Annotated in this window: 25 protein-coding genes and 1 pseudogene; 15 read left to right on the forward strand and 11 right to left on the reverse strand. The window is 66.1% G+C overall.

What is annotated here, in order from left to right:
- Nucleotides 1–65: 65 nt before the first annotated feature.
- On the forward strand, nt 66–1,241 hold the full coding sequence (cofG, locus tag BMY29_RS09305; protein WP_049992080.1) for a 7,8-didemethyl-8-hydroxy-5-deazariboflavin synthase subunit CofG: 1,176 nt from the start codon (nt 66–68) through the stop codon (nt 1,239–1,241).
- A gap of 101 nt (nt 1,242–1,342) precedes the next feature.
- Here cofG and BMY29_RS09310 read toward each other — a convergent pair whose 3' ends face one another.
- Both BMY29_RS09310 and BMY29_RS09315 read right to left on the reverse strand, forming a co-directional pair.
- Nucleotides 1,343–1,567, reverse strand: a complete 225-nt coding sequence (locus tag BMY29_RS09310) for a hypothetical protein (RefSeq protein WP_143067678.1) — start codon at nt 1,565–1,567, stop codon at nt 1,343–1,345.
- On the reverse strand, nt 1,567–3,108 hold the full coding sequence (locus tag BMY29_RS09315; protein WP_049992078.1) for a sodium:solute symporter family protein: 1,542 nt from the start codon (nt 3,106–3,108) through the stop codon (nt 1,567–1,569). Before BMY29_RS09315 ends, BMY29_RS09310 begins: the two co-directional genes overlap by 1 nt.
- A gap of 165 nt (nt 3,109–3,273) precedes the next feature.
- Here BMY29_RS09315 and BMY29_RS09320 point away from each other — a divergent pair, with 165 nt between their 5' ends.
- A complete protein-coding gene (locus tag BMY29_RS09320; protein WP_049992077.1) occupies nt 3,274–3,963 on the forward strand; it encodes a cyclase family protein in 690 nt (229 codons plus the stop codon).
- Nucleotides 3,964–4,023: 60 nt separating this feature from the next.
- On the opposite strand, the gene cofH is transcribed toward BMY29_RS09320, so the two are convergent.
- Nucleotides 4,024–5,412: a 7,8-didemethyl-8-hydroxy-5-deazariboflavin synthase subunit CofH gene (gene cofH / locus BMY29_RS09325; RefSeq protein ID WP_049992076.1), complete on the reverse strand. Its 1,389-nt coding sequence runs from the start codon at nt 5,410–5,412 to the stop codon at nt 4,024–4,026.
- Nucleotides 5,413–5,574: 162 nt separating this feature from the next.
- On the opposite strand from cofH, the gene BMY29_RS09330 reads away from it, so the two are divergent.
- The 4 genes and pseudogenes from BMY29_RS09330 (at nt 5,575) to BMY29_RS09345 (ending at nt 7,853) form a co-directional block, all read left to right on the forward strand.
- Nucleotides 5,575–5,865 (forward strand): hypothetical protein, encoded by a 291-nt coding sequence (locus BMY29_RS09330; protein WP_049992075.1) that lies wholly within the window; start codon nt 5,575–5,577, stop codon nt 5,863–5,865.
- A 165-nt stretch (nt 5,866–6,030) separates the two neighbouring features.
- Nucleotides 6,031–7,050: a phosphoribosylaminoimidazolesuccinocarboxamide synthase gene (locus tag BMY29_RS09335; RefSeq protein WP_049992074.1), complete on the forward strand. Its 1,020-nt coding sequence runs from the start codon at nt 6,031–6,033 to the stop codon at nt 7,048–7,050.
- Between the two features lie 178 nt (nt 7,051–7,228).
- Nucleotides 7,229–7,435, forward strand: coding sequence for a hypothetical protein (locus BMY29_RS09340; protein WP_049992073.1), 207 nt, complete (start codon nt 7,229–7,231; stop codon nt 7,433–7,435).
- Between the two features lie 149 nt (nt 7,436–7,584).
- A pseudogene (locus BMY29_RS09345) lies at nt 7,585–7,853 on the forward strand (MoaD/ThiS family protein).
- An 87-nt stretch (nt 7,854–7,940) separates the two neighbouring features.
- On the opposite strand, the gene BMY29_RS09350 reads toward BMY29_RS09345, so the two are convergent.
- Nucleotides 7,941–9,248: an acetamidase/formamidase family protein gene (locus BMY29_RS09350; RefSeq protein WP_049992072.1), complete on the reverse strand. Its 1,308-nt coding sequence runs from the start codon at nt 9,246–9,248 to the stop codon at nt 7,941–7,943.
- 301 nt (nt 9,249–9,549) lie between these two features.
- Here BMY29_RS09350 and BMY29_RS09355 point away from each other — a divergent pair, with 301 nt between their 5' ends.
- The 3 genes from BMY29_RS09355 (at nt 9,550) to BMY29_RS09360 (ending at nt 11,082) form a co-directional block, all read left to right on the forward strand.
- Nucleotides 9,550–9,957, forward strand: coding sequence for a DUF2267 domain-containing protein (locus BMY29_RS09355; RefSeq protein WP_049992091.1), 408 nt, complete (start codon nt 9,550–9,552; stop codon nt 9,955–9,957).
- 192 nt (nt 9,958–10,149) lie between these two features.
- Nucleotides 10,150–10,314 carry a DUF7576 family protein gene (locus BMY29_RS21000; protein ID WP_173424953.1) on the forward strand — a complete coding sequence of 55 codons (165 nt, stop codon included), beginning with the start codon at nt 10,150–10,152 and terminating at the stop codon, nt 10,312–10,314.
- Nucleotides 10,315–10,407: 93 nt separating this feature from the next.
- Nucleotides 10,408–11,082: a dienelactone hydrolase family protein gene (locus BMY29_RS09360; protein WP_049992071.1), complete on the forward strand. Its 675-nt coding sequence runs from the start codon at nt 10,408–10,410 to the stop codon at nt 11,080–11,082.
- Between the two features lie 83 nt (nt 11,083–11,165).
- On the opposite strand, the gene BMY29_RS09365 is transcribed toward BMY29_RS09360, so the two are convergent.
- Nucleotides 11,166–12,116: a formyltetrahydrofolate deformylase gene (locus BMY29_RS09365; protein ID WP_049992090.1), complete on the reverse strand. Its 951-nt coding sequence runs from the start codon at nt 12,114–12,116 to the stop codon at nt 11,166–11,168.
- 364 nt (nt 12,117–12,480) lie between these two features.
- On the opposite strand from BMY29_RS09365, the gene BMY29_RS09370 reads away from it, so the two are divergent.
- The 3 genes from BMY29_RS09370 (at nt 12,481) to purQ (ending at nt 13,974) form a co-directional block, all read left to right on the forward strand.
- Nucleotides 12,481–12,795 (forward strand): HalOD1 output domain-containing protein, encoded by a 315-nt coding sequence (locus BMY29_RS09370; protein WP_049992070.1) that lies wholly within the window; start codon nt 12,481–12,483, stop codon nt 12,793–12,795.
- 175 nt (nt 12,796–12,970) lie between these two features.
- Nucleotides 12,971–13,222: a phosphoribosylformylglycinamidine synthase subunit PurS gene (gene purS / locus BMY29_RS09375; protein WP_049992069.1), complete on the forward strand. Its 252-nt coding sequence runs from the start codon at nt 12,971–12,973 to the stop codon at nt 13,220–13,222.
- 59 nt (nt 13,223–13,281) lie between these two features.
- Nucleotides 13,282–13,974, forward strand: coding sequence for a phosphoribosylformylglycinamidine synthase I (gene purQ, locus BMY29_RS09380; protein ID WP_049992068.1), 693 nt, complete (start codon nt 13,282–13,284; stop codon nt 13,972–13,974).
- Nucleotides 13,975–14,154: 180 nt separating this feature from the next.
- Here the strand turns inward: purQ and BMY29_RS21005 are convergent, their stop codons facing one another.
- The 3 genes from BMY29_RS21005 to BMY29_RS21010 form a co-directional block, all read right to left on the reverse strand.
- Nucleotides 14,155–14,325 carry a hypothetical protein gene (locus tag BMY29_RS21005; RefSeq protein ID WP_173424952.1) on the reverse strand — a complete coding sequence of 57 codons (171 nt, stop codon included), beginning with the start codon at nt 14,323–14,325 and terminating at the stop codon, nt 14,155–14,157.
- Between the two features lie 106 nt (nt 14,326–14,431).
- Entirely contained in the window at nt 14,432–15,529 is a 1,098-nt protein-coding gene (locus BMY29_RS09385) for an archaeosine biosynthesis radical SAM protein RaSEA (protein ID WP_049992067.1), read from the reverse strand.
- Between the two features lie 182 nt (nt 15,530–15,711).
- On the reverse strand, nt 15,712–17,349 hold the full coding sequence (locus tag BMY29_RS21010; protein WP_074854683.1) for a midas domain-containing protein: 1,638 nt from the start codon (nt 17,347–17,349) through the stop codon (nt 15,712–15,714).
- Between the two features lie 273 nt (nt 17,350–17,622).
- Between BMY29_RS21010 and tgtA the strand changes: the two genes are divergently transcribed.
- The gene (tgtA, locus tag BMY29_RS09395) at nt 17,623–19,104 is read left to right on the forward strand and encodes a tRNA guanosine(15) transglycosylase TgtA (RefSeq protein WP_049990201.1); all 1,482 of its coding nucleotides are present in this window, start codon (nt 17,623–17,625) and stop codon (nt 19,102–19,104) included.
- Nucleotides 19,105–19,188: 84 nt separating this feature from the next.
- Here the strand turns inward: tgtA and BMY29_RS09400 are convergent, their stop codons facing one another.
- Both BMY29_RS09400 and BMY29_RS09405 read right to left on the reverse strand, forming a co-directional pair.
- Nucleotides 19,189–19,509: a DdfA family disk-determining factor gene (locus BMY29_RS09400; protein WP_049990200.1), complete on the reverse strand. Its 321-nt coding sequence runs from the start codon at nt 19,507–19,509 to the stop codon at nt 19,189–19,191.
- A gap of 173 nt (nt 19,510–19,682) precedes the next feature.
- On the reverse strand, nt 19,683–20,153 hold the full coding sequence (locus tag BMY29_RS09405) for an Lrp/AsnC family transcriptional regulator (protein ID WP_049990199.1): 471 nt from the start codon (nt 20,151–20,153) through the stop codon (nt 19,683–19,685).
- Nucleotides 20,154–20,256: 103 nt separating this feature from the next.
- On the opposite strand from BMY29_RS09405, the gene BMY29_RS09410 reads away from it, so the two are divergent.
- Nucleotides 20,257–20,619, forward strand: coding sequence for a TRAM domain-containing protein (locus BMY29_RS09410; protein ID WP_049990198.1), 363 nt, complete (start codon nt 20,257–20,259; stop codon nt 20,617–20,619).
- Between the two features lie 97 nt (nt 20,620–20,716).
- Here the strand turns inward: BMY29_RS09410 and BMY29_RS09415 are convergent, their stop codons facing one another.
- On the reverse strand, nt 20,717–22,732 hold the full coding sequence (locus BMY29_RS09415; RefSeq protein ID WP_049990197.1) for a hypothetical protein: 2,016 nt from the start codon (nt 22,730–22,732) through the stop codon (nt 20,717–20,719).
- 179 nt (nt 22,733–22,911) lie between these two features.
- Here BMY29_RS09415 and arcS point away from each other — a divergent pair, with 179 nt between their 5' ends.
- Nucleotides 22,912–24,663 (forward strand): archaeosine synthase subunit alpha, encoded by a 1,752-nt coding sequence (gene arcS, locus BMY29_RS09420; protein ID WP_049990196.1) that lies wholly within the window; start codon nt 22,912–22,914, stop codon nt 24,661–24,663.
- The last annotated feature ends 434 nt before the right edge of the window (nt 24,664–25,097 follow it).

Raw genomic sequence — 25,097 nt, forward strand, 5'->3', positions numbered from 1 at the left:
CCGTCGACGGTGGCGGCCACCGCGAAGTGAAGCCCTTATGTGCCGAGCGACGACACACCGAGGTAATGTTTCCCGGGGCGAGCGAGTACGGCGTCGATATCGCGGTCGACGACGCGGCCGTCGAGGACCTCCTTCAGGTCAGTCCGACCGACGTGGACGCGCCCGCGGCGCTGACCTTCGCGCGAAACGTCTTCATCCCGCTCACGACGGCCTGCCGGTACACCTGCACCTACTGCACCTACTTCGATCCGCCCGGCCAGGCATCGCTGCTCTCGCTCGAGGAAGTCCGTGAGATCTGTCGGCGCGGCGCCGACGCGGGCTGTACGGAGGCACTGTTTACCTTCGGCGACGACCCCGACGACCGCTACACCGAGATCCACGACCAGCTCGCGGCGTGGGGCCACGACTCGATCCACGACTACCTGCGTGAGGCCTGCGAGGTCGCGCTGGAAGAGGGGCTGCTCCCCCACGCGAACCCGGGCGACCAGACCCGCGAACAGATGGCCGCCGTCGCGGACGTCAACGCCAGCATGGGCGTGATGCTCGAGACAACCGCGGAAGTCGGGGCCCACGCCGGCCCGCGGCGCAAGGTCCCCGGCCAGCGCCTGCGGACCCTCGAGAACGCGGGCGAACTGGACGTCGCCTTCACGACCGGCATTCTCGTCGGCATCGGCGAGAACTGGCGCGACCGCGCGGAGAGCCTGCTCGCGATCCGCGAACTCCACGAGCGCTACGACCACATCCAGGAGGTCATCGTCCAACCGGTCGTGGACAACGAGCGCTGGGCCGACGGCTCGCCCGACCTGGCGACGATGCGCCGCGTGACGGCGATGGCCCGCGCCGCCCTCCCCGAAGAGGTGTCCGTGCAGGTACCGCCGAACCTGGCGCCCGCGAAGGATCTGATCGACTGCGGCGTCGACGACCTCGGCGGCGTCTCGCCGGTCACCGACGACCACATCAACCCCGACTACAAGTGGCCCGCGCTGCGCGAACTCGAGGAGATCGCCGCCCACGCGGGCGTCCCGCTGGGCGAGCGGCTGCCGGTCTACGAGCGGTTCCTCCCCGCGGACCTGCGGACCGACGAGTTCGACGGCGCGGCCGCCGACGGAACCGAAAACGGCGCGGGCGCTGACGGCGAGTCCGACCGGCAGTGGATCTCCTCGACGATCAGGAACGCGCTCGCAGCCGACGACGACGCGGGCAGCCGGTATCGTGCGGTCCTCGCCGGCGACGGCTACTGACGCTGTCACCGGCGACAGCCACAGGCGCTCGCTTTCTCGGAAACGAAGAGGCGCAGAGCGAATCGAAGCGAGGGTGCGGGCGGTTGGTGTCCGTTACGACGTTACGACGCGAGCAGGATGCCCGCGACGAGCACCGCGAAGAACGCAGCCCACATCCCGAGCGACCGCATCGTGTCGCTTCGATCCTCGAGCGGCGCGACCCCCGAGGCGGTGGCCTCCTCGTCGTCGAATCCCTGGGTGACGAACCAGTAGACGACCAGCGAGCCGAAGGCGAGTTCGGAGAGCCAGAACACCGCGATCGTCGCGATGAAGGCGGTCTCGCTCATCATTCGCGATCACCTCCGTCCGCACCGGTCGCGCCGCCGTCCGGCCTGACCGCCGCGTCCGCGGGGCCGGCGCCGGCAGTCGGCTCGCGCGCGATGGAATCGAACTCGAAGTCGTCCGGCGACGCCGCGGAGAGCGTCGCGGTCAGGGCGGTCGCGACGAGGTGGCCGACGGCCATAATCTCCCAGAGCTTCAGCGTCGGCGCGGTGACGACCACGTCGTAACTGGCCGCCAGCAGGTATCCCGTCACCAGCTGGGAGCCGACGACGCCCGTGACGAACCCGAGACTCGAGGTCTTCGACCAGAACAGCGACAGCGCGAACGGGCCGACGAGCGCCGTCGCGCCGATCCCGCCGATCAGCAGCAACTGCGTGAAGCCGAGGGTGTCGAGCGCGACTACCGTCGCGCCGAAGATGACCGCGGCGAACGCGACCGAGGCGAGTCGAGCGACGCGAAGCTGCTGCGCGTCGGCGGCGTCGGTCGCGACGTGCCGGAAGTAGATGTCCCGCGAGGTGAGACTCGCGATCGCGGTCAGGTAGGAGTCGACGGACGAGCCGAGGACCATCAGCGCGATCACCAGAAAGAGGACGGTCGCCCAGCCAGGCAAGAGTCCGAGCGCCTCGATCGAGAGGTCGGCCGGGCCGACCTCCGGCACCGCCGCGAGCCCGACCAGGCCGATGACGCCGTACATGGCGATCGTGGTGAAGACGCCGATCCCGCCGGCGGTAAGAAACCGCGAGGTCTTGTCGCGGCGCACGGCGAAGATCCGCTGCCACGTCGACAGCGAAACGACACCCCAGACGCCGAGGCCGAGGGCGTAGGGCAGGAACAGGTCTTCGATCCAGTCGAGGTTCGACGCGGTCAGGAACGGCGCCGCGTCCGATCCGAGGTTCTCGAGCAGCCCCTCGTAGACGCCGGACGGGCCGCCCGCCTCGAAGAGCAACAGCGGCACAAAGACGACCGTCAGGACGATCGCGCTGACGAACTGGACCAGATCCGTGGTCATCGATCCCCAGAGGCCGCCCAGCAGGATGTAGATCCCGATCGTTCCCATCAGAACCGCCATCACGACGTTCGGATCGATGCCGGTCAGGCCCCCGATGACGGTTCCGCCGACGTAGAGCTGGATGACGCCGCCGAGGACCATCGTGTAGAGGATGACGGCGATCACGGCGAGGTGGGCCCGCTTCCCGAACCGTTCGATGAAGTACTCGCTGTAGGTCAGTCCCTGGGGGAACAGTCTGCGCATCCGCAGCGCGAACGGAATGACGACCAGCGAGGAGAGCACCGCCGGGGCGGCGTACATCCAGATCCCGGCGACGCCGGTGAGACCGACGTACTCCGGGACGCCGAGGATGTCCCCCGCCCACATCCACGTCACCGCGAACGACGCGGTCGTCAATCCCACCTGCGCGCGACCGCCGGCCGTGATGAACTCCCGCGTGTCGTCGACGTCCTGCCGACGGAAAATGAGATAGCTCAGTCCGATCATCCCGAGCGCCCAGAGACCGAGGAGCGCGTATCCGATGCCCGGACTACTCATCGCCGATCACCCCGGGAGCGGAGCAATCCGGCGGATCCGTCTGTCCCGTACACCGGGTGGAAATGTGTTGCCATATCATACCCAGCACATGAGTGGTATCAGCAATAAATATTGTGGCGAGCGGTATCACGTATCGTTATATCACTTCGCACACGGGGAGTGGATATGCACGTCGACCTGAGTCAGCCGATCGAGACCGGCATGCAGACGTATCCCGGCGACCCCGCCGTCGCCGTCCGCTCGCACGCTACCCACGACGAACACGGGGCCCGCGTCGACGCTATCGAATGCGGGAGCCACACCGGCACTCACGTCGACGCGCCCGCGCACACCGTACCGGGCGGTGAGACCCTCGACGCGTACCCGATCGACCGGTTCGTCTTCGACGCCGTTCGCGTCGATTGCCGCGATCTCGGCGCTCGCGAACCGATCCCGGCCGCTCGGGTTTCGGAGCCGGACCCGAAACCTGGCTCGGCAACGGGAACCGAGCCCGACCTGGTCGCGTTCTGGACGGGCTGGGACACCCACTGGGGGACCGACCGCTATCTCGACCATCCGTATCTCTCGCCGGAGGCGGCCGAACGCTGCGCCGACCGGGGATTCGACGTCGCGGTCGATTCGCTCAATCCCGATCCGACGCCGACGGCCAACGCCGGCGACGACGAACCCGAGGGGTTCGCGGCCCACCAGGCGCTGCTCGGCAACGAGCAATTGATTATCGAAAATCTCACGAATCTCGAACGGACCGGAGAGCGATTCGAACTCCGAGCGTACCCGATCGCTCTCGAAAGCGACGGTGCACCGGTTCGCGCCGTCGGAGTCGATTCGGCGGACCGGTCGGAGAGGATGGAATAGCTATGCCACCCCGACATGATGGCAGGGGCCTCGGGCTCCGGCGGACCCGACCGAGAGGCCTCAGTCGTCCGCGGGCGTCGTCTGCGTCCTGCGGGCGTCGCGCTCCTCGCTCGTGAGCAGCGGCGTCCCGTCGGCCTTCGGACCGAGCTGCGGGCCAATCGGCTGCTCGTCCGGATCGACGACCTGGCGCTTCTCGTAGTCGGTCGAGCGCTCGACCGGAACCCGGCCGATCGAGGTGATCATCTCGGCGTACTCCTCGAACGAGCGGTACTCGCCGAAGCCGCCGCCCGCGCGTTTGGTGATCTCTTCGGAGAGGATCGTCCCCATGTAGTCGTCGGCGCCGCAGTTGAGCATCTTCAGCCCCTGCTCGTCGCCGTACTTGACCCAGGACGATTGGATGTGATCGATATTGTCGAGGAAGAGCCGCGAGACGGCGATCATCAGTTCGTCCTCGTCCGCGCTCGCGCCGCTCGTGACGACGTCGTGTTCGAACAGCGGCGTGTTCTGGTGGATAAAGGTGAGTGGAACGAACTCCGTGATGTTGTCGGTCCGGTCCTGCAGGTCGCGGATCCGCTCGAGGTGCAGCGCGCGGTGGGCCTCGTTCTCGACGTGACCGTACATGATCGTCGCCGTCATGTCGAGGTCGACGTTCGCGGCGGCCTCCATCGCCTCGAGCCAGTCGTCGGTGCCGATTTTCCCGGGACAGATCACGTCGCGGACCTCCTCGACGAGGATCTCGGCCGCGGTCCCGGGGACCGTGTCCAGACCGGCCGCCTTCAGCCGGCGGTAGACCTCCTCGTAGGACCAGTCGGTGCCCCGTCGGGCGTGGTAGGCCTCCTCGGGCGTCATCGAGTGGACGTGGACCCCGTCGACGCTCATCGCCGCGATCTGGTCGGTGTAGGTCCCGGGGCTGGTCTCGTAGACCGCGGGCGGCTTGTAGTTGACCTCCTTCGGGTTCGGATGCGCGTCTAAGATCTCCCGGTGTTCCTCGTCGAGCGCAAACGCGGGGTGGAGTCCGGAAACCGAGGTGACCTCGTAGATACCGCGTTCGACCGCGTCCGCGACGATCTCGCGGGACTCCTCGGGCGTCTTCGTGAAGCCCGCGGTCTCGATCTCCGTCTCGCGCTCGAAGGTGTGTGCGGCATCCTTAAAGTTACAGAATAGACAGCCCACGTTACAGGCCGTCGTGACGTTGTTGTTCAGGTTCGCGATGAAGGTGACCTCCTCGCCGACCATCTCAGCGCGACGGCGGTCGGCCGCCTCGAGGACGCGTTCCTTGCGCGTCCGGTCGATCCCCTCGGCGTCCGTCCCGGTCGTGAGTAACTCGATGGCGTCGTCGACCGTGAGTCGATCGCCGTCGCGCGCCTTCGCCAGTGCGTTCTCGAAGGCCTGGTCGGTCTCGGGAACGTGCTCGAACGTGAGGTCGTCCTCGGTCACCGGTCGCTCCATCGAGGTAACGATACCCGTACAGTGAGAAAAACGTAGTGGAACAGGAACTCGACTAATAGTCCGGCGGGAAGTCGCTGGAACCGTCGGCCGTCGAACGCGAGGCGATCGGGCACGTAGCACGCAGGTCACGGAACTATTGCGACGGGTCGCTAACGGCCGCCCATGAGTTCCCGGACGCCAGCGGAGTGCATCGACCTCGCGCTCGACGACGCGGCCACCGACGAGGCCCGGACCGACGCGATCCACGAACTGAAAACGGCAAACGAGTGCGACGAGCTCGCGGCGCTCGTCCGCCGCGACGAACTGGACGACCGGTATCGACGGCAAGCGCTGCAGTCGTTAGCGACGGGCCAGTGCGATTCGATGCTTCGTAAACTCACCGAGGACGAGGACGTACCGCAGTCGCTGCGGGAGGAGGCCGAGGAACTGTTTGCGGCGATCGACGACAACTGAACGGAGAGATCGCAGTGATCCCACGAGATATTGAAACCTTCTTACGGTCCGACCACGGCAACTGGGGTATGAACCGCGGCGGCGGCCACGTCCGGGGGTGTCTCGAATGACTACACTCACAGCGAAGCTGTTCGTACGTCACAGAACCCGCGCGAGGTGGATTCTATGACGAGCGTCAAAGAGTTTCGAATCGAGGAGGAAGCGACCGCCGAGGACCTCGGGCGGGGCTCGTTCGTCTTCACCGACGACTACTCGGTGTTCGACTGGGGGAAGATGCCAGACCAGATTCCCCAGAAGGGCGCGAGCCTCTGTGCGATGGGCGCGTTCAACTTCGAACTGCTCGAGAGCGAGGGCGTTCCGACCCACTACCGCGGGGTCGTCGAGAACGGCGACGTCGTTCCGCTCGACGAGGTCTCCCACCCGCCCTGGGAGATGGCCATCGACCTCACGCAGGTCCCCGACCTTCCCAACGAGGGCCGGGAGTACGACTACGAGCACTACCACGACGCGGCCGGCGAGAACTACCTCGTCCCGCTCGAAATCGTCTTCCGCAACCGCGTGCCCGTCGGCTCGAGTCTGCGGAGTCGGACCGACCCCGCCGACCACGACCTCGACTTCGAGCGCTGGCCCGACGAAGCCGTCGACTTAGACGAGCCGATCGTCGAGTTCTCCACGAAGTACGAGGAGGGCGACCGCTACCTCGACCGCGAGGAAGCCGATCACATCGCCGGCGCGGCGGCGATCGAGGACCTCGAGTCGCTCGCCCGCGAGGTCAACCGGATCGTCACCGACCAGGCGGACGCGGCCGGCCTGGTTCACGAGGACGGCAAGATCGAGTGTCTGTACTACGACGGCGAACTCCGCGTCGCCGACGTCGTCGGCACGTTCGACGAGAACCGCTTTAGCTACGAGGGGACCCAGCTCTCGAAGGAAGTGCTGCGTCAGTACCACAAGCGCACCCAGCCCGAGTGGGTCCAGGCCGTCGAGGAGGCCAAGGCCGAGGCGAAGCGCAAGGACGTCGCGGACTGGAAGTCGCTCTGCGACGAAGCCCCCGAGTCGCTCGACCAGGCGGTCGTCGATACCGCCCGCGATATGTACTGCTCCGGTGCGAACGCCTACACCGGACGGGAGCTGTTCGACGCACCGCCGCTCTCGAGCGCGATCGGTGCGGTTCAGCGGCTGTAGCGTCCGATCCGTCCGTTTCGTGCCGTCTTCGATCGATCGGTCACCGATCGCGAGCCGACAGCTCAGGGGATCGATCGCAGGTCTCGACCGCCCACGTTGGGCAGTGGTAGCGATCCTCGCTCGGAGCCGGATAAGTAACCCTCATATTGCGTGATCCGCCACGTTCGGACGAGCGCAAATGACCCTCGCCACGAGCGGAATCGCACTGAGTATCGTCCTGTTCAACCTCACGACCGGCTTCGCGACCGTCGCGAGCGCCATGCTGGGTCTGATCGTCCTCGCGATGCTCTTCCTCGCGGTCGCGTCGGCGTTCTCGTCGGACTGGGTCGGCCAGGGGGACACGGCGTCGACGACCGCGGCCGGCGCCGAGCCCAGCGACGACTGAGGACGGACACCCGACGACCGCTCCGACGCCGATTCTCGCGACCGCCGTCGGCCCCTGCCGGGTGCCGCCGCTCGCGGATCCGACGGGTAGGACCGAATTCAATGGCGGACGCTCTTCGTTTATATCCGTCCGGCCGACGAGAGACGAGTATGGAAACCGACGTCACGGTCTACGGACCGCTCCGGAGCGCGACCGGCGCGAAAACCGTCACGATCGAGTGGCCAGGCGGCACCGTCGCCGACGCCGTCGCGGCCCTGGTCGACGCGTATCCCGCGCGGAGGCGCACCTCTCCGACGGGGACGCGGTGCGGCCGAGCGTCAGAGCTTCGATCGACGGGGAGCGCGCGACGCTCGACGAGCCGGTTCCCGACGGCGCGTCGCTGACGCTGGTTCCGGCGGTACGAGGCGGGTCTCGGTAGCCGCCGACCGGAACCAGATCACGGCCGTGGCGACGATCCGAGCATCGTTCGCACGGAAAAAGACGGAACGCGCGGGCGGCGCCGCGCCTACGGCCCGTACTGCTCGCGCACCAGACCGGCGATGCCGCGGTCCTCGAGCACGTCCATCGGCGCGAGCATGTCGAGTTGGACGACGCCCGGCAGCCGGCCGATCTGGACGCCGCCGGTGAACGTACACCGCGAGCGGACCTCGCCCTCGCTCATGTCCAGCAGGCTCGTCGCGCGGTCGAAGGCGTTCTGCGTGGCGTCGTTGACCGTCGCGCCGGAGCCGATCACTTGAATCGGTCCCATGTCGTCGTCGAGGTCGACGCCGTGGTCGGCCGCGAGTTCTCGGCCCGCCTGGCGTTCCTCGTCGCTGTACGGTTTGCTGATGAACGGGAGATCCTCCTCGTTCGGGAGGAGGACCGGGCCATCGAGATCGAGGTCCGGAATGACCTCGACGTCCATCCGGACGGTGCCGCTTACGTCGGTCGTGTGCAGGGAGAGTTCGCCATCGCCCTGGTTGGCGTGGAGGTCGCCGACGTAGACGCCGGCGCCGTCGACCTTAACGGGACAGACGAGGATCGCGCCGGGCCGGACCTGCGGGATATCCATGTGCCCGTCGGTCCGAGCCTCGAGGTCGTCCTCGTTCTCGAGCCCGTAGTCGTGGTCGGCCCCGATGAGGTACTGGCCGAAGTCGCCGGCGTTGTGCGAGTCGGGCATCGTGACTGACGGCGTCGTCCCGACGTTTCCGATGAACGGGCGCAGTCGTCCCAGGGTGCCGGGCATTTCGCCGGGCTCGTACAGCAGGATGGGATGCTGGCGAGAGTTCTCCGGGATGTCCATGACCTCGTCGGCGTCCTCCGCGAGTTCGTGGGCTCCTTCTTCGTCGAGCGTGATCCCGACGGTGCGGTCGTCGTCGAAGGCGACCGTGTAGCCGTACTCGAAGCCGAACGAGGAGGCGTTGGCGCCGCACTCGGCGCATTTGATCGCCTCTTCGCCGGTGCCCTCGACGACCGTCTCCGGCCACTCGGTGCCACACTCCGGGCAGCGGTGGTCGACGAACGGATCGTCGTAGAAGGCGTCCTCGCGTTCGGCCATCGAACCCGTGCTCGTCGCCATGCTCGTCACCTCGACGTCCCGGATGTGCAGGGCGACGGCGTCGCCGACCTCGGCGCCCTCGACACGAATCGGCCGCGTAACCTCGTGGCCGCCGCGGAACTCGGGCGTGACCATCGGCCCCCAACAGCCCGGCGGCGTGTACGTCTCGATCGTCCCGCCGTCCGCGACGGTTCCCGCCCACTCCTGATCCGGACCGACCAGGCCGAGCGTGTACCGGTCGACGTATAACTCCTGTTGGACTTCTTGCTGTGCCATACCATATCAATGTTCGATGGTGCCGGCGATAAGCCTGCCGCTCACGAACTCTGCGCGACCCGTCCTTCCAGTCTCCGGCACAGAAGGGAGCAGCGCGGCCGCCGTAGCGCCGTTCGGTGGTGTTTCCGCATGGACGAAGTCGAGTTCGACCGGGTATCCCAGTCGGGCCCGGTCGACGGCCCGAACCGATCGCGGCGGCTCTCGAGACGTTCGCCGACGGCAGTAACCTAACAGTCGGGAGCCGAATCAGCTTGCAACTGAGGGCCCAACCCCGATGCCGATCACCGGCGAAATCCCGCCCATGCAGGAAAACGAGTTCTACGGACTGGTACAGGAAGCGGGCCACCTCGACACGACGGATCGCGCGCAGGCCGCGACCGAGGCCGTCCTCGCCACGCTCGGCGAGACCCTGACCGGCGGCGAGGCCGAGAACGTCGCCGCCCAGCTTCCGGACGGCCTGGCGTCGATCGTCGAGGACGCCGATCACGACGGCGCCGGCTACGACCGCGAGGACTTCGTCGAGCGCGTCGGCGAGCAGCTCCGCGGGACAGACGTCGAGCCCGACGATGCCGAACAGTTCGCCGACGCGGTCACCGACGCGCTCGCGGTCGCGCTGACCGACGGCGAGCTTCAGGATCTGAAGTCCCAGCTCGACGACGACCTCGATCCGCTGTTCGAGGGCGTCACGATCGATCAGGAGAACGTCTGACCGGCCGCGGTTCGCCCCGACGCGGCGACGGACCGCCGTGGGTCTCGAACCGGCAGCGGACGGCGACTCGAGCCGCTCGGTCAGCGGCCCGTTTTTCGCCGCGTGTCGTATCGAGCCACCGAATTCGGCCGGCCGTGGCTGATACCGCCGCAATAGATTCGTTCAAGTGCGTCTCGTCCCACCTGTGGACCGATGACCGATTCGACGGCCGAGGACGCACCCGAGTGTCGACAGTGTGGTAGCTCCGTAGGATCGACCGCCGACCGACGCGTCGTGCCGACGGTCGAGGACGGCGAAGCCGTCTACCGCCACTTCTGTAGCGACGACTGCCTCGAGATCTGGGAGGCGGCGAACTAGGTCGCGACCGACGCGGCGGCTCGCGTCGGCCCGCCCGCGCTCATGCGCACAGCCACCCCAACAGTCAATCCCGTGCGCGGTGGACCGACCGACATGCCGTCCGACGGGTCACACACCGACGCTGACACTGACACTGGCATCGGCACCGTTACCGACATCCCGGTCGACGACGTGACACTCGAGGGCGAACTCGCCGTGCCGCCGGACGCGACCGGCCTGGTCGTCTTCGCCCACGGGAGCGGGAGCAGTCGGCACAGCCCGCGAAACAACTTCGTCGCCGAGCGGCTGCGCGAGCGCGGCCTTGGCACGCTGCTGTTCGACCTGCTCACCGAGGCCGAGGATCGGAACCGAGAGAACCGGTTCGACATCCCGCTGCTGACCGATCGCCTGGTCGCGGTCACCGAGTGGGCCCGCGAGCGACCGGCCGCGAGCGCCCGGTCCGTCGGCTACTTCGGCGCCAGCACGGGCGCCGCGGCGGCCCTCCGCGGGGCGGCCAGGCCGACGACGGAGATCGACGCGGTGGTCTCGCGCGGCGGGCGGGTCGACATGGCGGCCGAGGTTGTCGACGACGTGACCGCGCCGACGCTGCTCGTCGTCGGCGGCGAGGACGACTCGGTCCGCGAACTGAACCGCGAGGTCTACGACGCCCTGACCTGCGAGCGGGAGCTCAGGATCGTCGCGGGCGCGGGCCACCTCTTCGAGGGGCCAGGCGAACTGGAGGCAGTCGCCGACCACGCCGCGGACTGGTTCGCGACACACCTCGAGTGACGTCTCTCACGGTCTCGAACGACTTACGGCCACGAAACGAGAACCGAAAACGAAAGCGGAAGAGAACGGTCCGATCGCGACGCCTACGAATCGTCGGCGATCGCACTGCCGATCCCGTCGACCGGCCGGTCCGGCGTGACCTCGTCGACCTTGTCGGGCAGGCCCAGCTGATACTGCGTGCCGTTCTCGCGGACCGACGTCCGGCCGCGGTGGACCGAGACGTCGCCGTTGAGGTGGAGTTTGACCGCTTCGAGCAGGGCGTCGGCCTCCAGGGGCTGGCCGCGGCGTTTCATCTCGTCCAGGTCGGCGTCGTCGGGAACGTCGAACGCGCGCTGGGTGATGATCGGCCCCTGATCCAGATCGGTCGTAACGTAGTGGGCCGTAACGCCGGCGACGCGGACGCCTTCCTCGAGCGCCTGGCGGTAGGCCTCGGCGCCGGGGAACGCGGGCAGCAAGGAGGGGTGGACGTTGATGATGCGGTCCTCGTAGCGGAAGACGACGTTCGGGCTGAGGATGCGCATGTACCGCGCGAGGACGATCAGGTCGACGTCGTACTCGGCGAGGCGGTCGAGGAGTTCGTCCTCGTTTTGCTGGCCCTTCTCGTCGCCGATATCGTGGAAGGGGACGTCGTAGTGTTCGGCTAGCGGCTGAAGGTCGTCGTGATTCCCGATGACGACGCCGATGTCCGCGCCGAGTTCGTCGTTGGCCCAGGCCTCGAACAGCGCCTCGAGGCAGTGGCTCTCCTTGGTGCCGAGGACGGCGATTTTCTGGGTCTCGCGGTCAGCGGGGAACCGCACCTGGACGTCGAGTCCGAGGTCGTTCCCGAGTTCGTGGAGGTCCTCGCGAAGCGTCCCCTCCGTACAGACCATCTCGGAGGTGTCGACGGCGAGATACATCCGGAAGACGTCGTCGCGGACCGCCTGGTCCATGTCCTCGATGTTGACCCCGCGCTCGAACAGGAGGCTGGTCACCCGGGCGACCAACCCGGTATCGTCGTCTCCAATCACCGTAATTTCGGTCACGTCGGTCGTCAACGGTGCCACCTCCGCTCGAGCGAATGTCGATTCATCACGACGGATCACAGTCTACGAACGGCTAAAAGTCCTGCTTTCCGTGGATGCCCGTGAGAATCGACCGCATCGTTACGCGATTGCCGGAATTCGCGCCGCGATCGGATCGTCGGGTCACGTCACCGGAACGGATCGCGGTTGACCACCTCTCGCCAACCGGTCGCCGGATCCCCGATCGATCGTCCGACGCCCGGTCGGTGCGGATTCGCCACCTATTTATTTCGCCACACATCCGAATGAATCGCGTCTGACAGGGTTTTATACATCCGATTGTGGAACGTCAGATCAGTCACAATCAGTGACAGTCCCCAGGCGATAGGTGAATACAATGACCGCGACACCACACGACCACGGCCGCCCACGGATCGACCCCGACCGGAAGACCGCGTTCGTCTCGCACGACTGGACGGGCGCCGACTCGCTGACGAACACGATCGTTTCGACGGTCGCCGAACTCTCGGGGACCGACCCGATCGAGCTGGACCGGCTCTACGACCGAATCGATCCCGAAAGCCTCGAGACGCTCTTCGCGCCCGCGAACGGGGCTGCCGGCCGGAACACCGGCCAGGTGTCGTTCCGGCTGGACGGCTACACCATCACCGTTCACGCGACGGGCGACATTGTCGTCGAGCGCGCGTCGTAAGCGTCCGGTATCGGACGAGCTGCGGAGCGATCGGGACGAAGCCGAAACCGGACGCCGTTCCGGGGGAGACGCGAGCGGACGACGAGCGCGGCACCGTATCCGACCAGTACCCACGAACGTGCATTACGGGGCCGAGCCGAAAGCGTTTTTGAGCACGGTTACGGGGTATCAGGTGATGACCGCCTACACCGCGACGGTGACGGTTCGACTCAAACGCGGCGTACTCGATCCCGAGGCCGAGACCACGAAGGGCGCCCTCGAGCGCCTGGGCTTCGAACTCGAGGACCTGCGCTCGGCCGACCGCTTCGAGATCGACCTCGAGGCCGACTCCGCGGACGGCGCCCGCGAGCGCGCGAGCGAGATGGCCGAACGGCTCCTGGCGAATCCGACCATCCACGACTACGACGTGGAGGTCGCCGAACGGTAGATGACGGTCTCTCACACACTGATCGAAACCGTCTGTCGCAACACCAGGGGGTGGCGACTGTGACGGTTTCGATCATCAGATTCGGCGGTTCGAACTGCGACCGCGACGCCGAGCGCGCCCTGGAACACCTCGACGTCGACGCCGAGATCGTCTGGCACGAGGACGGCCTTCCGGACGACGCGACCGGCGTCGTCCTCCCCGGCGGGTTCTCCTACGGCGACTACCTGCGTGCGGGCGCGATGGCCGCCCGCTCGCCGATCATGGAGGACGTCCGCGCGGCCGCGGCCGACGGCGTCCCCGTCCTCGGCGTCTGCAACGGCGCCCAGATCGGCTGCGAGTCCGGCCTCACCGAGGGGGCGTTCACGACCAACGAGAGTGCCCGCTTCCAGTGCGAACACGTCTACCTTCGCGTCGAGCGCGCGGACACTCCCTGGACCGCCGCCTACGAGGAGGGCGAGGTAATCGAGATTCCCATCGCCCACGGCGAGGGTCGCTACGAGATCGGCGACGACCGCCTGGCCGCCCTCGAAGACGAGGACCGGGTTCTCTTCCGGTACTGCGACGAGGACGGTGAGACGGACCCGGATGTGAACCCGAACGGCTCGAAACACAACATTGCGGGCGTTCTCGGGGAGCGCGAGACCGTCGCGGTGTTGATGCCCCACCCCGAACGGGCGACCCTACCCGACGTCGGCCCGACGGACGGCCAGGGGATTCTTCGCGGGTTCGAAGCGGCAGCGAACGACGCATAGACAGAACACGGCTGTTTCGACGGACTCGTTTTTCACCACCGAGGACGCTCAGTCGCTGCGTCGAAAGGAGGGAGTGTCCCGCGGTGCCCCGGGCCAACGCGGAATCGGCCGAGGTGGCTTCGGCCGAGATGGCTCCGGCCGAGGCGGCCGCCGGGCAGACGGTCTCGAATCCGCCGCCCGCTATCGACCCCATTCGTAGAACCACCAGCTGATTCCGAACAGCATGAGTCCCGCGCCGAGCGCGGAGGTCGCGGGCTCGGGGAAGACGAACAGGACGAAGCCCACGAGGATCACGATCGTGGGTTCGATCTCGTTCCAGTAATTCGAGAGCGTCGGAGTCGGAAGCGCCATACGATCCGTTCCCGGACCGAGAAGAAAGGCGTTGGTCCTGAATACGCCGTTTCGGCGGCTCCGTCTCCGGAGCAACCGAAGTGAAGCGCGGAGTCGCTGCTATCTGCTATCGCGTCAGCGGCTGATTGAACCCGCGCTCGCGCTCCATAACGGTCTCCCAGGTTAGTTCGCACTCGCAGGAAACCTGCTTGAAGACGGTGGGGTCCTGCCGAAGGTCGAAGTCCTTGATGGCCTTCTGGACGAGGTCGTCGCACTCGCCGCAGTTGTGCGGCCCCCGATCCGAGCCGTGTCCGACCGGGTCCGAGACGACGATGGCGTCGACGTCGGCGGTCTCCTCGAGCACGCGAGCGACCGACCACAGCCACGGCGGTCGGTAGCCGTCGTCGAAGTAGAGTTCGTCGACCATCGTGTAACGCTGGACGTTACACGGGTTCATCGAGACGGTGTGACAGCCCTCGACATCGGCGCAGCGCTCGATCGAGGAGATCATGTCGTCGGCGGCCTCGGACTCCGTGAGGAAGGGCGGCTTCATCAGGAGGTAGGCCTTGATCCCCGCGGCGGCGTCGCCGGCGTCCTCGTCGGCTGCTGCGGCCTCCGCGCAGGCGTCCTCGAAGTCGGCGAAGTCGAAGTACTTGTTCACGCAGTCGTGGCGCACGCGGTCAGTAGCCGTCTCGAGGCCGATCGCGACGTCGGTGTCAAGTCCGCGGTCGGTGAAGTCGGCGATCTTCTCGCGGTCGACGAAGTCGGGCAGCGACTCGACGACGATCCGGTCGCGGTCGGCGAAGGTCTCGGCGATCGCGTCGCGCGTCTCGGCGCCGACCTCGCGCTCGTCTAAGAACGAGCCCGACGTGTAGATCTTGATTAGTTCCGCGGGCTCGTCGGCGTTCTCGCGTTCGTGATCGAGACAGACCTCGATCTGGTCCATCAGGGCCTCGTGAGAGACCGAGCCACCGTCGACGCTCTCGGCGACGTAGCCGCACATCGTACAGCCGCCGGCGCGGGCCCACCGACAGCCGCCCGTGTTTAGGATGATCGTCAGGCTCTGTTTGACGCCGTCGGGCGTGTTGTCCTCGTCGAGCCAGACGCGGGTGGGTTCGTGGGGATCGTAACTGGCCTCCTTGCGCGACCGGATCTCACGCATCGCCTGGTTGTGGGCGTCCATGCCCTTGCCCTGCTCGTAGACCTCGGGCGTGGGTTTACTCATTAGGAGACGCAAGCGGGCCAGCGCGTAAAGCGCCTTCGTCTGTCATCGGGACTCGCGTTCGATCCGCTCGTCTCGCATCACGACGGTTCAACGTCGGTGCTGTCGCTGCGCTGGGACGCGAGCTGAGAAAATGAGAGTCGGTCAGCGACAGTGCAACTGGCGCTGTCGGACCGCAGGTCGCGTTAGATGTCGGACTCGTTGTCCTCGTCTTCACCGAGCTCGGAGTCGGTCTCGTTGTCCTCCTCGTCCGTCTCGTTCATCTCGTCGTCCGACTCGGTGTCCGTGGTCTCGCCGCTGCTGACGTCGTCGAGTTCGCTCGCGTCGCCGAGCGTGAGCGTGTCGGCGGACGCGTTCTCGATGGTAATCGACGACGCGGAGAGACTGGAGATCGTCTCGCCGGAGCTCTCGGTCTCCATCTCGTCGGATTCCGTCTCGATCTCAGTCTCGGACTCGTTGTCCTCGGTCTCCGTCTCGTTGTCCTCGGTTTCGGTCTCGTTGTCCTCGGTTTCGGTCTCAGTTTCGGTGACGTTGTCCTCGGTTTCGGTCTCGTTGTCCTCGGTTTCGGTCTCAGTTTCGGTGACGTTGTCCTCCTCGTCCGTCTCGTTCATCTCGCTGTCCTCGGTCTCCATGGCGTCGTCGCCTTCCTCGACCGAGTCGACGGACATCGACTCGATGGTTATCTCCTCGACGTCGAACTGCTCGATCGTGAGTTCCTCGATCTCCTGGGACTCGTTGTCCTCAGTTTCGGTTTCAGTCTCAGTCTCCGTCTCGTTGTCCTCAGTCTCCGTCTCGTTGTCCTCGTCCGTGGCGAGTTCGTCCTCGCTGTCGTTCGATTCGTTGTCCTCGTCCTCACTGATGTTGAAGCCCTCGTCTTCACTATCGGACTCGTTGTCCTCGTCGTCCATCGCGAGACCGTCGCTCTCCTCGGTCTCGTTGTCGTCCGTCTCGGTTTCGTCGGCGTCCTCACCGGCCGTCAGCTCTTCGATGGTCAGCGTCTCGACGTCCATCGTCTCGATGGTGAGGTTCTGAATCGTGACCTCGCTGGCGTTCTCGTCGATCAGCTGCTCGCTCTCGGTTTCGGACGTGGCGTTGTCCTCTTCGGTCGCGTTATCTTCGGCGGTGTCAGTCTCGAGACTGTCTTCGGTCTCGTTGTCCTCTTCGGTCTCAAGACTGTCTTCAGTCTCGTTGTCCGCTTCAGTCTCAAGACTGTCTTCAGTCTCGTTGTCCTCTTCGGTCTCAAGACTGTCTTCAGTCTCGTTGTCCGCTTCAGTCTCGTTAGTCGACTCGTTCATCCCTGCGTCCGAGACGTTACCGCCGTCTTGCTCGAGGTCCTCGAGCGATACGCCCTCGAGCTCGAGCTGCTCGAGCTGGATGTCAGAGAGGGTGACTTCCTCACTGGCAGTCTCGTTGTCCTCTTCGGACTCAAGACCGTCTTCGGTCTCGGATTCGTTATCTTCGGTATCGAGGCCGGTCTCAGTCTCTGATTCGTTATCTTCGGTATCGAGGCCGGTCTCAGTTTCGTTCTCGCTGTCAGCGGTGTCGCCCTCGTCGAGTTCGTCCTGCAGTTCCTCGACGTCAGCGTCGAACTCCTCGACGTTCAGTTCCTCGATCGTCGCGTTCTCAACGGTGACGTTATCGAGTTCGAGTGTCTCGACCTGAACGTTCTCCAGTGTCGCACTCGATTCCGTTTCCGCTTCGTCGCCCATGTCTCCGGCATCGTCGCCCGCACCCGCTGTGGCACCCGCGAGGGCAGGACCCCCCGAGAGTGCGACCAGCAGTGCGACCAGTACGACGCCGAGTTTCTGCGGTCGTGAAACCATGCGCTCTCGGATACCGGCGGATCGGGGCTAAAACGAGGCGACTGTTACGGGATTACCTCGCCGAAAACCAGTGTTGGAATCGTGCAACGGTCCTCAATCTCCGGTTCATCTGTCGAGCTTGCTGACGGTACCGATCATCGGAGGCGAACGATCGACGGATTATTACGCGACTACGAGCGCTCGAAACGAGCGTTGTGCTTGCGATTGCCTGTCACATAGCGGCGGACGGCCCGGAACGGAACGTTTACCGGCACGCTCGTCAACACACGGTCGATGCGCGAGTGCTTCGAAGTCCAGGACACCGACGCCGGCGGCCGCATCGGCGACCTCACCGTCCCGCGTGCTGACGTCACCGTCGAAACCCCGGCGTTGTTGCCGGTGATCAATCCGAACCTGGACACGATCAGTCCCCGCCGGCTCGCCGACGAGTTCGGCGCCGAAATTCTCATTACGAACTCCTATATTATCCACGGCGACGACAATCTCCGCGAGCGGGCCCGGGAGCAGGGCCTGCACGAACTCCTGGATTTCCCCGGCGCGATCATGACCGACTCCGGCTCCTTCCAGCTCTCCGAGTACGGCGAAATCGACGTCACGACCGAGGAAATCCTCGCCTTCCAGCGCGAGATCGGCTCTGACATCGCCACGCCCGTCGATATCCCGACCCCGCCGGATGTTCCCCGTGATCGTGCCGCGGCCGACCTTGAGACCACCCAGGAACGCCTGGCCGTCGCCGAGGACGCCGACACCGGCGAGATGCTCGTCAGCGCACCCGTCCAGGGCTCGACCTACCCGGAGCTCCGCGAACGGGCCGGCCGCCACGCCGACGAAACCGATCTCGACGTCTTCCCGGTCGGCGCGGTCGTCCCCCTGATGAACGACTACCGCTACGACGACATGGTCGACGTCGTCGCCGCCGCCAAGCGCGGTCTGGGTGGCGACGCGCCCGTCCACCTCTTCGGCGCCGGCCACCCCATGATGTTCGCGCTGGCGGTCGCGATGGGCTGTGATCTGTTCGACTCGGCGGCCTACGCGCTGTACGCCCGCGACGACCGCTACCTGACGGTCCGGGGCACCCGGGCGCTCGAGGACCTCGAGTACTTCCCCTGCTCGTGTGCCGTCTGTACCGCCCACTCGCCCGATGAACTCCGCGCGCTCCCCGACGACGAGCGCGAGTCGGAACTGGCCGCCCACAACCTCCACGTCACCTTCGCCGAGATCCGCCGGATCAAGCAGGCTATCCGCGCCGGCAACCTGCTGGAACTCGTCGAACAGCGCGCCCGCGCCCACCCGACGATGCTTGACGGCTACCGCACGCTGCTCGACCACGCCGCCCAGCTCGAACGCTCGGACCCGGTCTCGAAGGGCGCGTTCTTCTACACCTCCCACGAGAGCGCCCGCCGGCCAGAAGTCGTCCGCCACCACCAGCGCCTCGAACGGCTCGACGTTCCCGATACGCTCTTGCTCACCGTCGACCGATCCGCGCCCGACGCCGAGTTCGACGCCGCCTGGCGCGTCGAGCCGCCGTTCGGCCCCTTCCCCCGGGCGCTCTCGAAGAGCTATCCGCTGACCGCGGAAGTGCCCGACCGGACCGACCGGGCCGCCCTCGAAGCCGCCGCCGACGGCGTCGCTCGCCTGGTCGCGGCGAACCCAGAGGCCGACGTCACACTCGCCCATCGCGAGTGGCCGGCGGACGCCCTCGAACGCGTCCCCGACGACGTCGAACTCGTCGATCTCACCGCGGAACGGGCGTGAGCCGCGGCTCTCCGAGGCCTGTACGAACAGTGAAAAGGTGCCCTCTGCGGGACAGCGGGTCGGACGAACCGGTCGAACCGTCTCTCAGGCGTCCGTCACGGGACCACGGGGACTGGCGGCGATGGCGTCGGCCATCTGCGTGCCGTCGACCGTGATCGTCACCTCGTCAGTGTAGTCGACGACGACGGTGTGGCCGTCGTACGGAAATTCGAGGCGGCCGCGTCGGGGCCCGCCGGTCCGCGTCGGCTCGAAGAGCGAGTCCAGCGCGTCCGGGTCGATCCACTCGTAGAGCGTTGGGAGTTCGACCGGATCGACGTCTCGATGTGCCGCGACCGCGTTGACGACGGCGAGGCTCACCGACTGCTGGGCACCGTCGCCGGACGACCCGCTGAATGTGTTCTTCACGACCGGTCCAAACGGTCGAGTACATAAAAGAGTGACGGGCGTAATTCGGATTTCGAAATGAAAGCCGCATAGATCTCGCTTTCCTAAATCCCCTCCCCTCGCGGACCGGCCGCCGGATCACTATCGCGCTGTGGCGGCTCGACGGAGCTCGCCGGGCTGGACGATGAATTCGCTCAGGAGCCGGATTCGGACGCGAAGTGGTCGAACGGCTGCAGGTGTTCCGCTTTGAGCAGTTCCTGTTCCTCGACGTCCATTCCCTGTTTCTGGAGGCGGCTCACCGCCGCCGTGATCTCGTCGGTATCCTCAGCGACGAGGTCGATCCGAAGGTTTCGGTGCCCGGTCATCACCTCGCGGACGCCGACGACGCCGCGGATTTCGAGAGCCGTCTTCGCGTAGTCCCCCCGTTCGTCGATCGGGACCGTACACTGGACGACCATGTGCATCGCCTTGGCTGTCTGTTCGTAGTCGATGATCGGCAGATAGCCCGCGATGACGCCTTCCTCCTCGAGCCGCCGAATCCGATTCCGGACGGTGTTCGCCGTCACGTCGACGTCTTCGGCGATGTCGGTCGCCGTGTTGTGCCGAGCGTCCTGTTGCAGCGAGTGTACGATCGCCTTATCGACCTCGTCGAGCTCGATCCCCATGGCACTCCCTTGCGCCGTCGGCGGAAAGCGCTTCCGACCCGCAGCTCGCAGCGACGCGCCGTCGATCGGAACACGGAAGCCCGCGGCGGCGTCGGATTCCGATATGCTCGGTCCAGTCGTGCTCGGTTTCGTCCTGCTCGTCGCCGTCGGCCTTGGCTCGTGGCTGTTCAGACGCCGTCGCGGTCGATCCCGTTCCGACGCGGAACGTCGTTCCCGAGAGCGCCACGAAGCGGCGCAGAACCGCGAGCCGCCGGTCGATATCGGCGACGTCGTCGACGTCGGAATCCACGAGTTCACCGACCACCACTCCGGCGAGCGGCGCGCGGTCGGAAAGGTCGAGGGATTCGTCGTCTTCGTCGAGGACATCCCCGACGACTGCGAGCCGACGGACGTGATCCGGATCAAGATCCTCTCGTTCAACCGCGGGCACACGTCGGCGACGGCGACGTACCTCGAGACTGTGTAGACCGAGCGATACCGCTCGACGGTCGGCGTGTGGCACGCCGGCGAAAAAGACGATTCGAGTTGCAGCGATCGTAGGCTGCGACGGTATTCTGTACGCGCTATTCCTGCGCCTGGCGACGGAGCACGAGCGTCGTCAGCAGTCCCGCGATGACTGTGAGGCTGACACCGACACCGAAGCCGGGGATGCTGTCGCCATCGTCGGCTTCGTCTTCCTCCGCGGCTTCTTCGCTCTGGCTGCTGACGTCGAGGTAGTCGCTCATGCCGGCGGTGTCGGGCTCGGAGAATTCCTCGTCCCAGTCACCGGCCGCGTGAACGGTCGTCTCGGAATCGACGACGCCGAGGTGTTCGACGTCCGACTTGGTTGCCGTCTCGGTATCGACGCCGGCCACGTCGTCGACGTAGACGTAGATCGACGACGTCTCGTCGGCGTGTTCGCTCGCGATTCCGCTGATAGCCAGGCTGTCGCTGAACGTGTCCGTCACCGCGCTCATGTTCGCGAACTCCGCCCCGCCCTCGACGCGCACCGTGCCGTCACCGATGTCGGCGTCGACGCGGGCGACCTCGAGTTCGGACTCGGAGAGCGCCGTCACGAACTGCTCGGTGTCCGAGGACATCGTCGTCGTGGTCGGATCGTTCTGGATCGACTCGGCCCACGCGTTGATCGCGTCGCCGGCCAGGTCCTCGGCCTCGATATCGAACTGGCCGTTGACCGTGAGTTCCTCGCCGTCGGTCTCGGCGGTCAGGCTGAAGCTGACGTCGTTTTGCGTGTCGACGCTCCGTGCCTCCAGTTCGTCGATGTAGGCGGCCCAGTTGTCAGTCTCGCTCGTGATCTCGGCGTCGAGTTCCATCTCACCGGTCGACGTCCCCTCGACGGCGACGTCCCACTCGAGTTCGGTGGTGAGATCGGCGGCCTGCTGCGCTTCGATGCCCGCGCGGGCATCCTCGAAGTCCGCCTGGTCGAACTGCTCGCTCATGGAGCTCGCTTCGGCCAGGTCGATCAGCGCGACGGTGACCTCGTCGTAGTTCGTGAGCGCGATATCCCACTCGGCCTCCATCGCTGCCCCCTGCTCGGTCATCGTGAACTCGAACGTCTCGATCCCGATGTCGGTGACGCTCTCGGCGATCGTCTCGGCGTCCGACCGAGTCAGGTCGCTGGACGGATCGTTCGCCAGCTCGTCCGTGAGCTGTCGTTCGATCCCGTCGTCGATTCCGGTGTACTCGACCGAGAACTCGAGTTCGAGCCGGTACTGTCCGTGGTCGCGTTCCTCGAAGTCGTAGTGGTCGATCTGAATGTCGCTCGTTCCGCCCAGGTTCGACGCGAGGGTTCCGTACTCTTCCTGAAGCGTCTGTTCGGCCTGATCGCGCGTCTCCCACCGGTCGGCCGACCAGTCGTAGACCGTTTCCTCGCGGGTCACGTCGACCGCGTAGCCGTCGGTCGTGTCATCCAGGGAGACGTCGAGGGTCGTCCCTTCGTCGTCGGCCCCCATGCCCATCGCGTAGTCGACCGTGGCGGTGCCGCTCGTCTCGAGCCGATCGGCAGTGGCGGTGACGTGTCCGTCCGTGCTGATCTCACCCGGAGCTGCGGTTCCGGAGCTCTGGAACGTGCCGGTAGCGGTCGCGTCGAACTCGTTGGTCTCGTCGGTCACCTCGCCGGTGACATCGACGGAGAGGTCCTCGACGTCCGCCGGCTGCTGCATGACGAGCGAGCCGTCGCCGGTGAATCCGTTCTGGTCGAGGACCGCCGAGAAGTTCGCTTCCTCGAAGTCGTCGTCCTGATCGTACTCGTCGACGACGAGCATATGGACCAGGCCTTCGCTGACGTCCATCCCCAGATCGAACTGGTCGACATCGGCGTCGTCGTCATCGTACTGGAGAACGGCGCTGCCGTCCTCACGGAGATAGACGTGATCGGCCGGATCGAGTTCCGATTCGGCCTGCGAGATGGTTTCGTACGATTCGACGTCGGCGTCCGCCGCTTCGGCGGTCGCCGTCGGGCCCCCGTAGGCGACTGGGAGTCCGATGGTCGCAACCCCGACGGCCGCGACCATGAGGACGGCCATAAACGCTCTGACGCCGGCCTCCGATCGCAATCTGGATCCTCTCTCTGATGCCATGGTTCGACCTCCAACTCAAACAACATAAGTATTAACTTTCTCTAATTTTTCGTGATGTATTCAATCCATAGTAGTACGCAGACAGTAATTACCAGCAACAGTGAACGACGGGAAACGGCAGTTGCGACCCGGTCGTCGGCGACCGACAGCCTCTTTCACCAGCCCCGGCCATATCGAGTATGACCGACTACTTCGAAGTGCACGAGCGCGACGGGGCCGCGCGCGTGGGCGAACTCCGCCTCTCCTCGCCCCAAACGACGCCGGCGCTGGTCGACGACGTCCTCGAGGACGCGGGGTCGCTCTGGAGCGCCGACCGCGAGATTCCCGAGGGCGACGAGTCGACGCTTACGGTGCTCCCCCACCGAGCGTTCCCCGGTGGTACCGCCGACGAAGTCCAGGAATCGTTCGCCGTCGAATACCCCGACGTCGACTATCCGAGCGTCGCCGTCGTCTCGAGCGACCACGTCGAGGATCACGGCACCGACGCGTACGCCCTCTCCGACGTCCAGTCGGTGATCGGCCACGGCGCAGCGCTGGTCGAGGCCGTCGTGTCCGTCCGCCAGGCGATCCCGACGGACACCGCCCTCCTGTTTTCCGGCGTCGCCACGCCGCGCAACGTCGCCCTGTTGGCCTACGCCGGCGTCGACCTGTTCGACGAGACCGCGGCCGTCGTGAAGGGGACCGAAGGTCGATACCTCACGACCGACCAGGCGTACTTCCTCGAGGACCTCGAGGAACTGCCCTGCTCGTGTCCGGCCTGCCAGCAGCCCCGCGAGGAGTTCACCCGCGAGGACTGCGCCGAACACAACCGAAACGCCCTCCGGTCCGAACTGGCGATCGTCCGCCGGCGGATCCGGGACGGCCGCCTCCGGGACTACCTCGAAGGCCAGGCCCGCCACGATCAGTGGCTCACCGCGGCCATGCGCGAACTCGACTCCGAGTGGGGATACCTCGAGGAGCGCACGCCGATCCTGCGGGACGCCCAGATCAACGCCGCGACGGCGGACACCCTCCGCCGCGTCGAGATTCAGCGCTTCGCCGACCGGGTGACGACGCGGTACCGAAACCGGTTCCAGAACCCGCTCGTGCTCGTCCCCTGTTCGGCGGCGAAACCCTACAGCGAGTCCCAGAGCCACCGGCAGTTCCACGACGCCGTCCAGTGGCGCGCCCACCTGGTCTCGATGACCAGCCCGATCGGCGTCGTGCCCCAGGAACTCGAGACGACCTATCCGGCCCAGCACTACGACACCGTGGTGACGGGTCGCTGGTCCGAGGACGAAAAGCAGTTCGTCAGCGAGGTCCTGCGACGGTATCTCGAGCGCAACGAGTACCCCGAGATCATCGCCCACGTCCCCGACGAGGGCTACCGCGACATCGTCGAACGGGTCGAGAAGTCGCTCGACCTCGATATTACGTACACCGTCGCGGAGCACCCGACCGACGACGAGTCGCTCGCGAACCTCTCGGAGGCGCTGTCGGGCGAACTCAAGTACTCCAAGCGCGAACGGGAGCACAACACCGTCCGCGCGATCGCGGACTACCTGCTCGGCGACGGGGCCGGCGACGAGCTATTCGAGACCATCCAGACCACGAGTCGCTATCCCAAGATTCAGGTCCGCGACGACGAGGGCACCCAACTCGCGACGATGGTCCCCCAGTACGGCACCCTGTCGTTCACGCTCGCGGGCGCTCGTCGCTGGATCGAGAGCGATGCACCGGTCAAGCGCGTCGAGATCGACGGCTTCGTTCCCCACGGCAGCGTGCTCGCGCCCGGTGTCGTCAACGCCGACGAGGACATCCGCGTCGGCGACGAGGTGATCGTCGAGGGGCCGCGGGCGTTCGCGGTCGGTCGCGCCGAGATGTTCGGTCGCGAGATGGCCGAGAGCACCCGCGGGGTCGCGTGCGAGATTCGCCACGTCGAGGAGACGTAGACACGAGCGGCGGATCAAGCGCCACCTCACGCCCGAGTCCGTCCGCCTACACGCAGTCACAGGCGTCCGGCATCTCTTTGCGACAGGACGGACACCGACAGCCGTTCACGAATCCGTTCACGGACCGACCACACTCCGGACACTGCCAGAGAGTCGAATTTCGGATCTCCGCCATTGTCGCGAACCATTACTAACGGAGTAAATAGGTGTTTTCCCTCTTTTCGAACGGCGAAACGGATCGAAAGTGAAAGGTCGCCCGTACCCCGTCGAGACGGGGACTCAGTCGCCCGGACACTCCTTGAGCAGGTGCTCGTGATAGACCGCCGCGGGGACCAGTTCGCCGCAGAGTTCACACTCGTGTCGGTCCCCATCGCTATCGTCGGTCACGATTCGTGCTGGTACTCGAGGAGAAATAATAGTCGCGTTTCACCGGT

The sequence above is a fragment of the Natrinema salifodinae genome (assembly GCF_900110455.1).
Classification (GTDB): domain Archaea; phylum Halobacteriota; class Halobacteria; order Halobacteriales; family Natrialbaceae; genus Natrinema; species Natrinema salifodinae.

Coding starts and splice junctions, on each gene's coding strand:
- cofG (WP_049992080.1), top strand. CDS start 66: ATGTTTCCCGGGGCGAGCGAGTACGGCGTCGATATCGCGGTCGACGAC.
- BMY29_RS09310 (WP_143067678.1), bottom strand. CDS start 1,567: ATGAGCGAGACCGCCTTCATCGCGACGATCGCGGTGTTCTGGCTCTCC.
- BMY29_RS09315 (WP_049992078.1), bottom strand. CDS start 3,108: ATGAGTAGTCCGGGCATCGGATACGCGCTCCTCGGTCTCTGGGCGCTC.
- BMY29_RS09320 (WP_049992077.1), top strand. CDS start 3,274: ATGCACGTCGACCTGAGTCAGCCGATCGAGACCGGCATGCAGACGTAT.
- cofH (WP_049992076.1), bottom strand. CDS start 5,412: ATGGAGCGACCGGTGACCGAGGACGACCTCACGTTCGAGCACGTTCCC.
- BMY29_RS09330 (WP_049992075.1), top strand. CDS start 5,575: ATGAGTTCCCGGACGCCAGCGGAGTGCATCGACCTCGCGCTCGACGAC.
- BMY29_RS09335 (WP_049992074.1), top strand. CDS start 6,031: ATGACGAGCGTCAAAGAGTTTCGAATCGAGGAGGAAGCGACCGCCGAG.
- BMY29_RS09340 (WP_049992073.1), top strand. CDS start 7,229: ATGACCCTCGCCACGAGCGGAATCGCACTGAGTATCGTCCTGTTCAAC.
- BMY29_RS09350 (WP_049992072.1), bottom strand. CDS start 9,248: ATGGCACAGCAAGAAGTCCAACAGGAGTTATACGTCGACCGGTACACG.
- BMY29_RS09355 (WP_049992091.1), top strand. CDS start 9,550: ATGCAGGAAAACGAGTTCTACGGACTGGTACAGGAAGCGGGCCACCTC.
- BMY29_RS21000 (WP_173424953.1), top strand. CDS start 10,150: ATGACCGATTCGACGGCCGAGGACGCACCCGAGTGTCGACAGTGTGGT.
- BMY29_RS09360 (WP_049992071.1), top strand. CDS start 10,408: ATGCCGTCCGACGGGTCACACACCGACGCTGACACTGACACTGGCATC.
- BMY29_RS09370 (WP_049992070.1), top strand. CDS start 12,481: ATGACCGCGACACCACACGACCACGGCCGCCCACGGATCGACCCCGAC.
- purS (WP_049992069.1), top strand. CDS start 12,971: ATGACCGCCTACACCGCGACGGTGACGGTTCGACTCAAACGCGGCGTA.
- BMY29_RS21005 (WP_173424952.1), bottom strand. CDS start 14,325: ATGGCGCTTCCGACTCCGACGCTCTCGAATTACTGGAACGAGATCGAA.
- BMY29_RS09385 (WP_049992067.1), bottom strand. CDS start 15,529: ATGAGTAAACCCACGCCCGAGGTCTACGAGCAGGGCAAGGGCATGGAC.
- BMY29_RS21010 (WP_074854683.1), bottom strand. CDS start 17,349: ATGGTTTCACGACCGCAGAAACTCGGCGTCGTACTGGTCGCACTGCTG.
- tgtA (WP_049990201.1), top strand. CDS start 17,623: ATGCGCGAGTGCTTCGAAGTCCAGGACACCGACGCCGGCGGCCGCATC.
- BMY29_RS09405 (WP_049990199.1), bottom strand. CDS start 20,153: ATGGGGATCGAGCTCGACGAGGTCGATAAGGCGATCGTACACTCGCTG.
- BMY29_RS09410 (WP_049990198.1), top strand. CDS start 20,257: ATGCTCGGTCCAGTCGTGCTCGGTTTCGTCCTGCTCGTCGCCGTCGGC.
- BMY29_RS09415 (WP_049990197.1), bottom strand. CDS start 22,732: ATGGCATCAGAGAGAGGATCCAGATTGCGATCGGAGGCCGGCGTCAGA.
- arcS (WP_049990196.1), top strand. CDS start 22,912: ATGACCGACTACTTCGAAGTGCACGAGCGCGACGGGGCCGCGCGCGTG.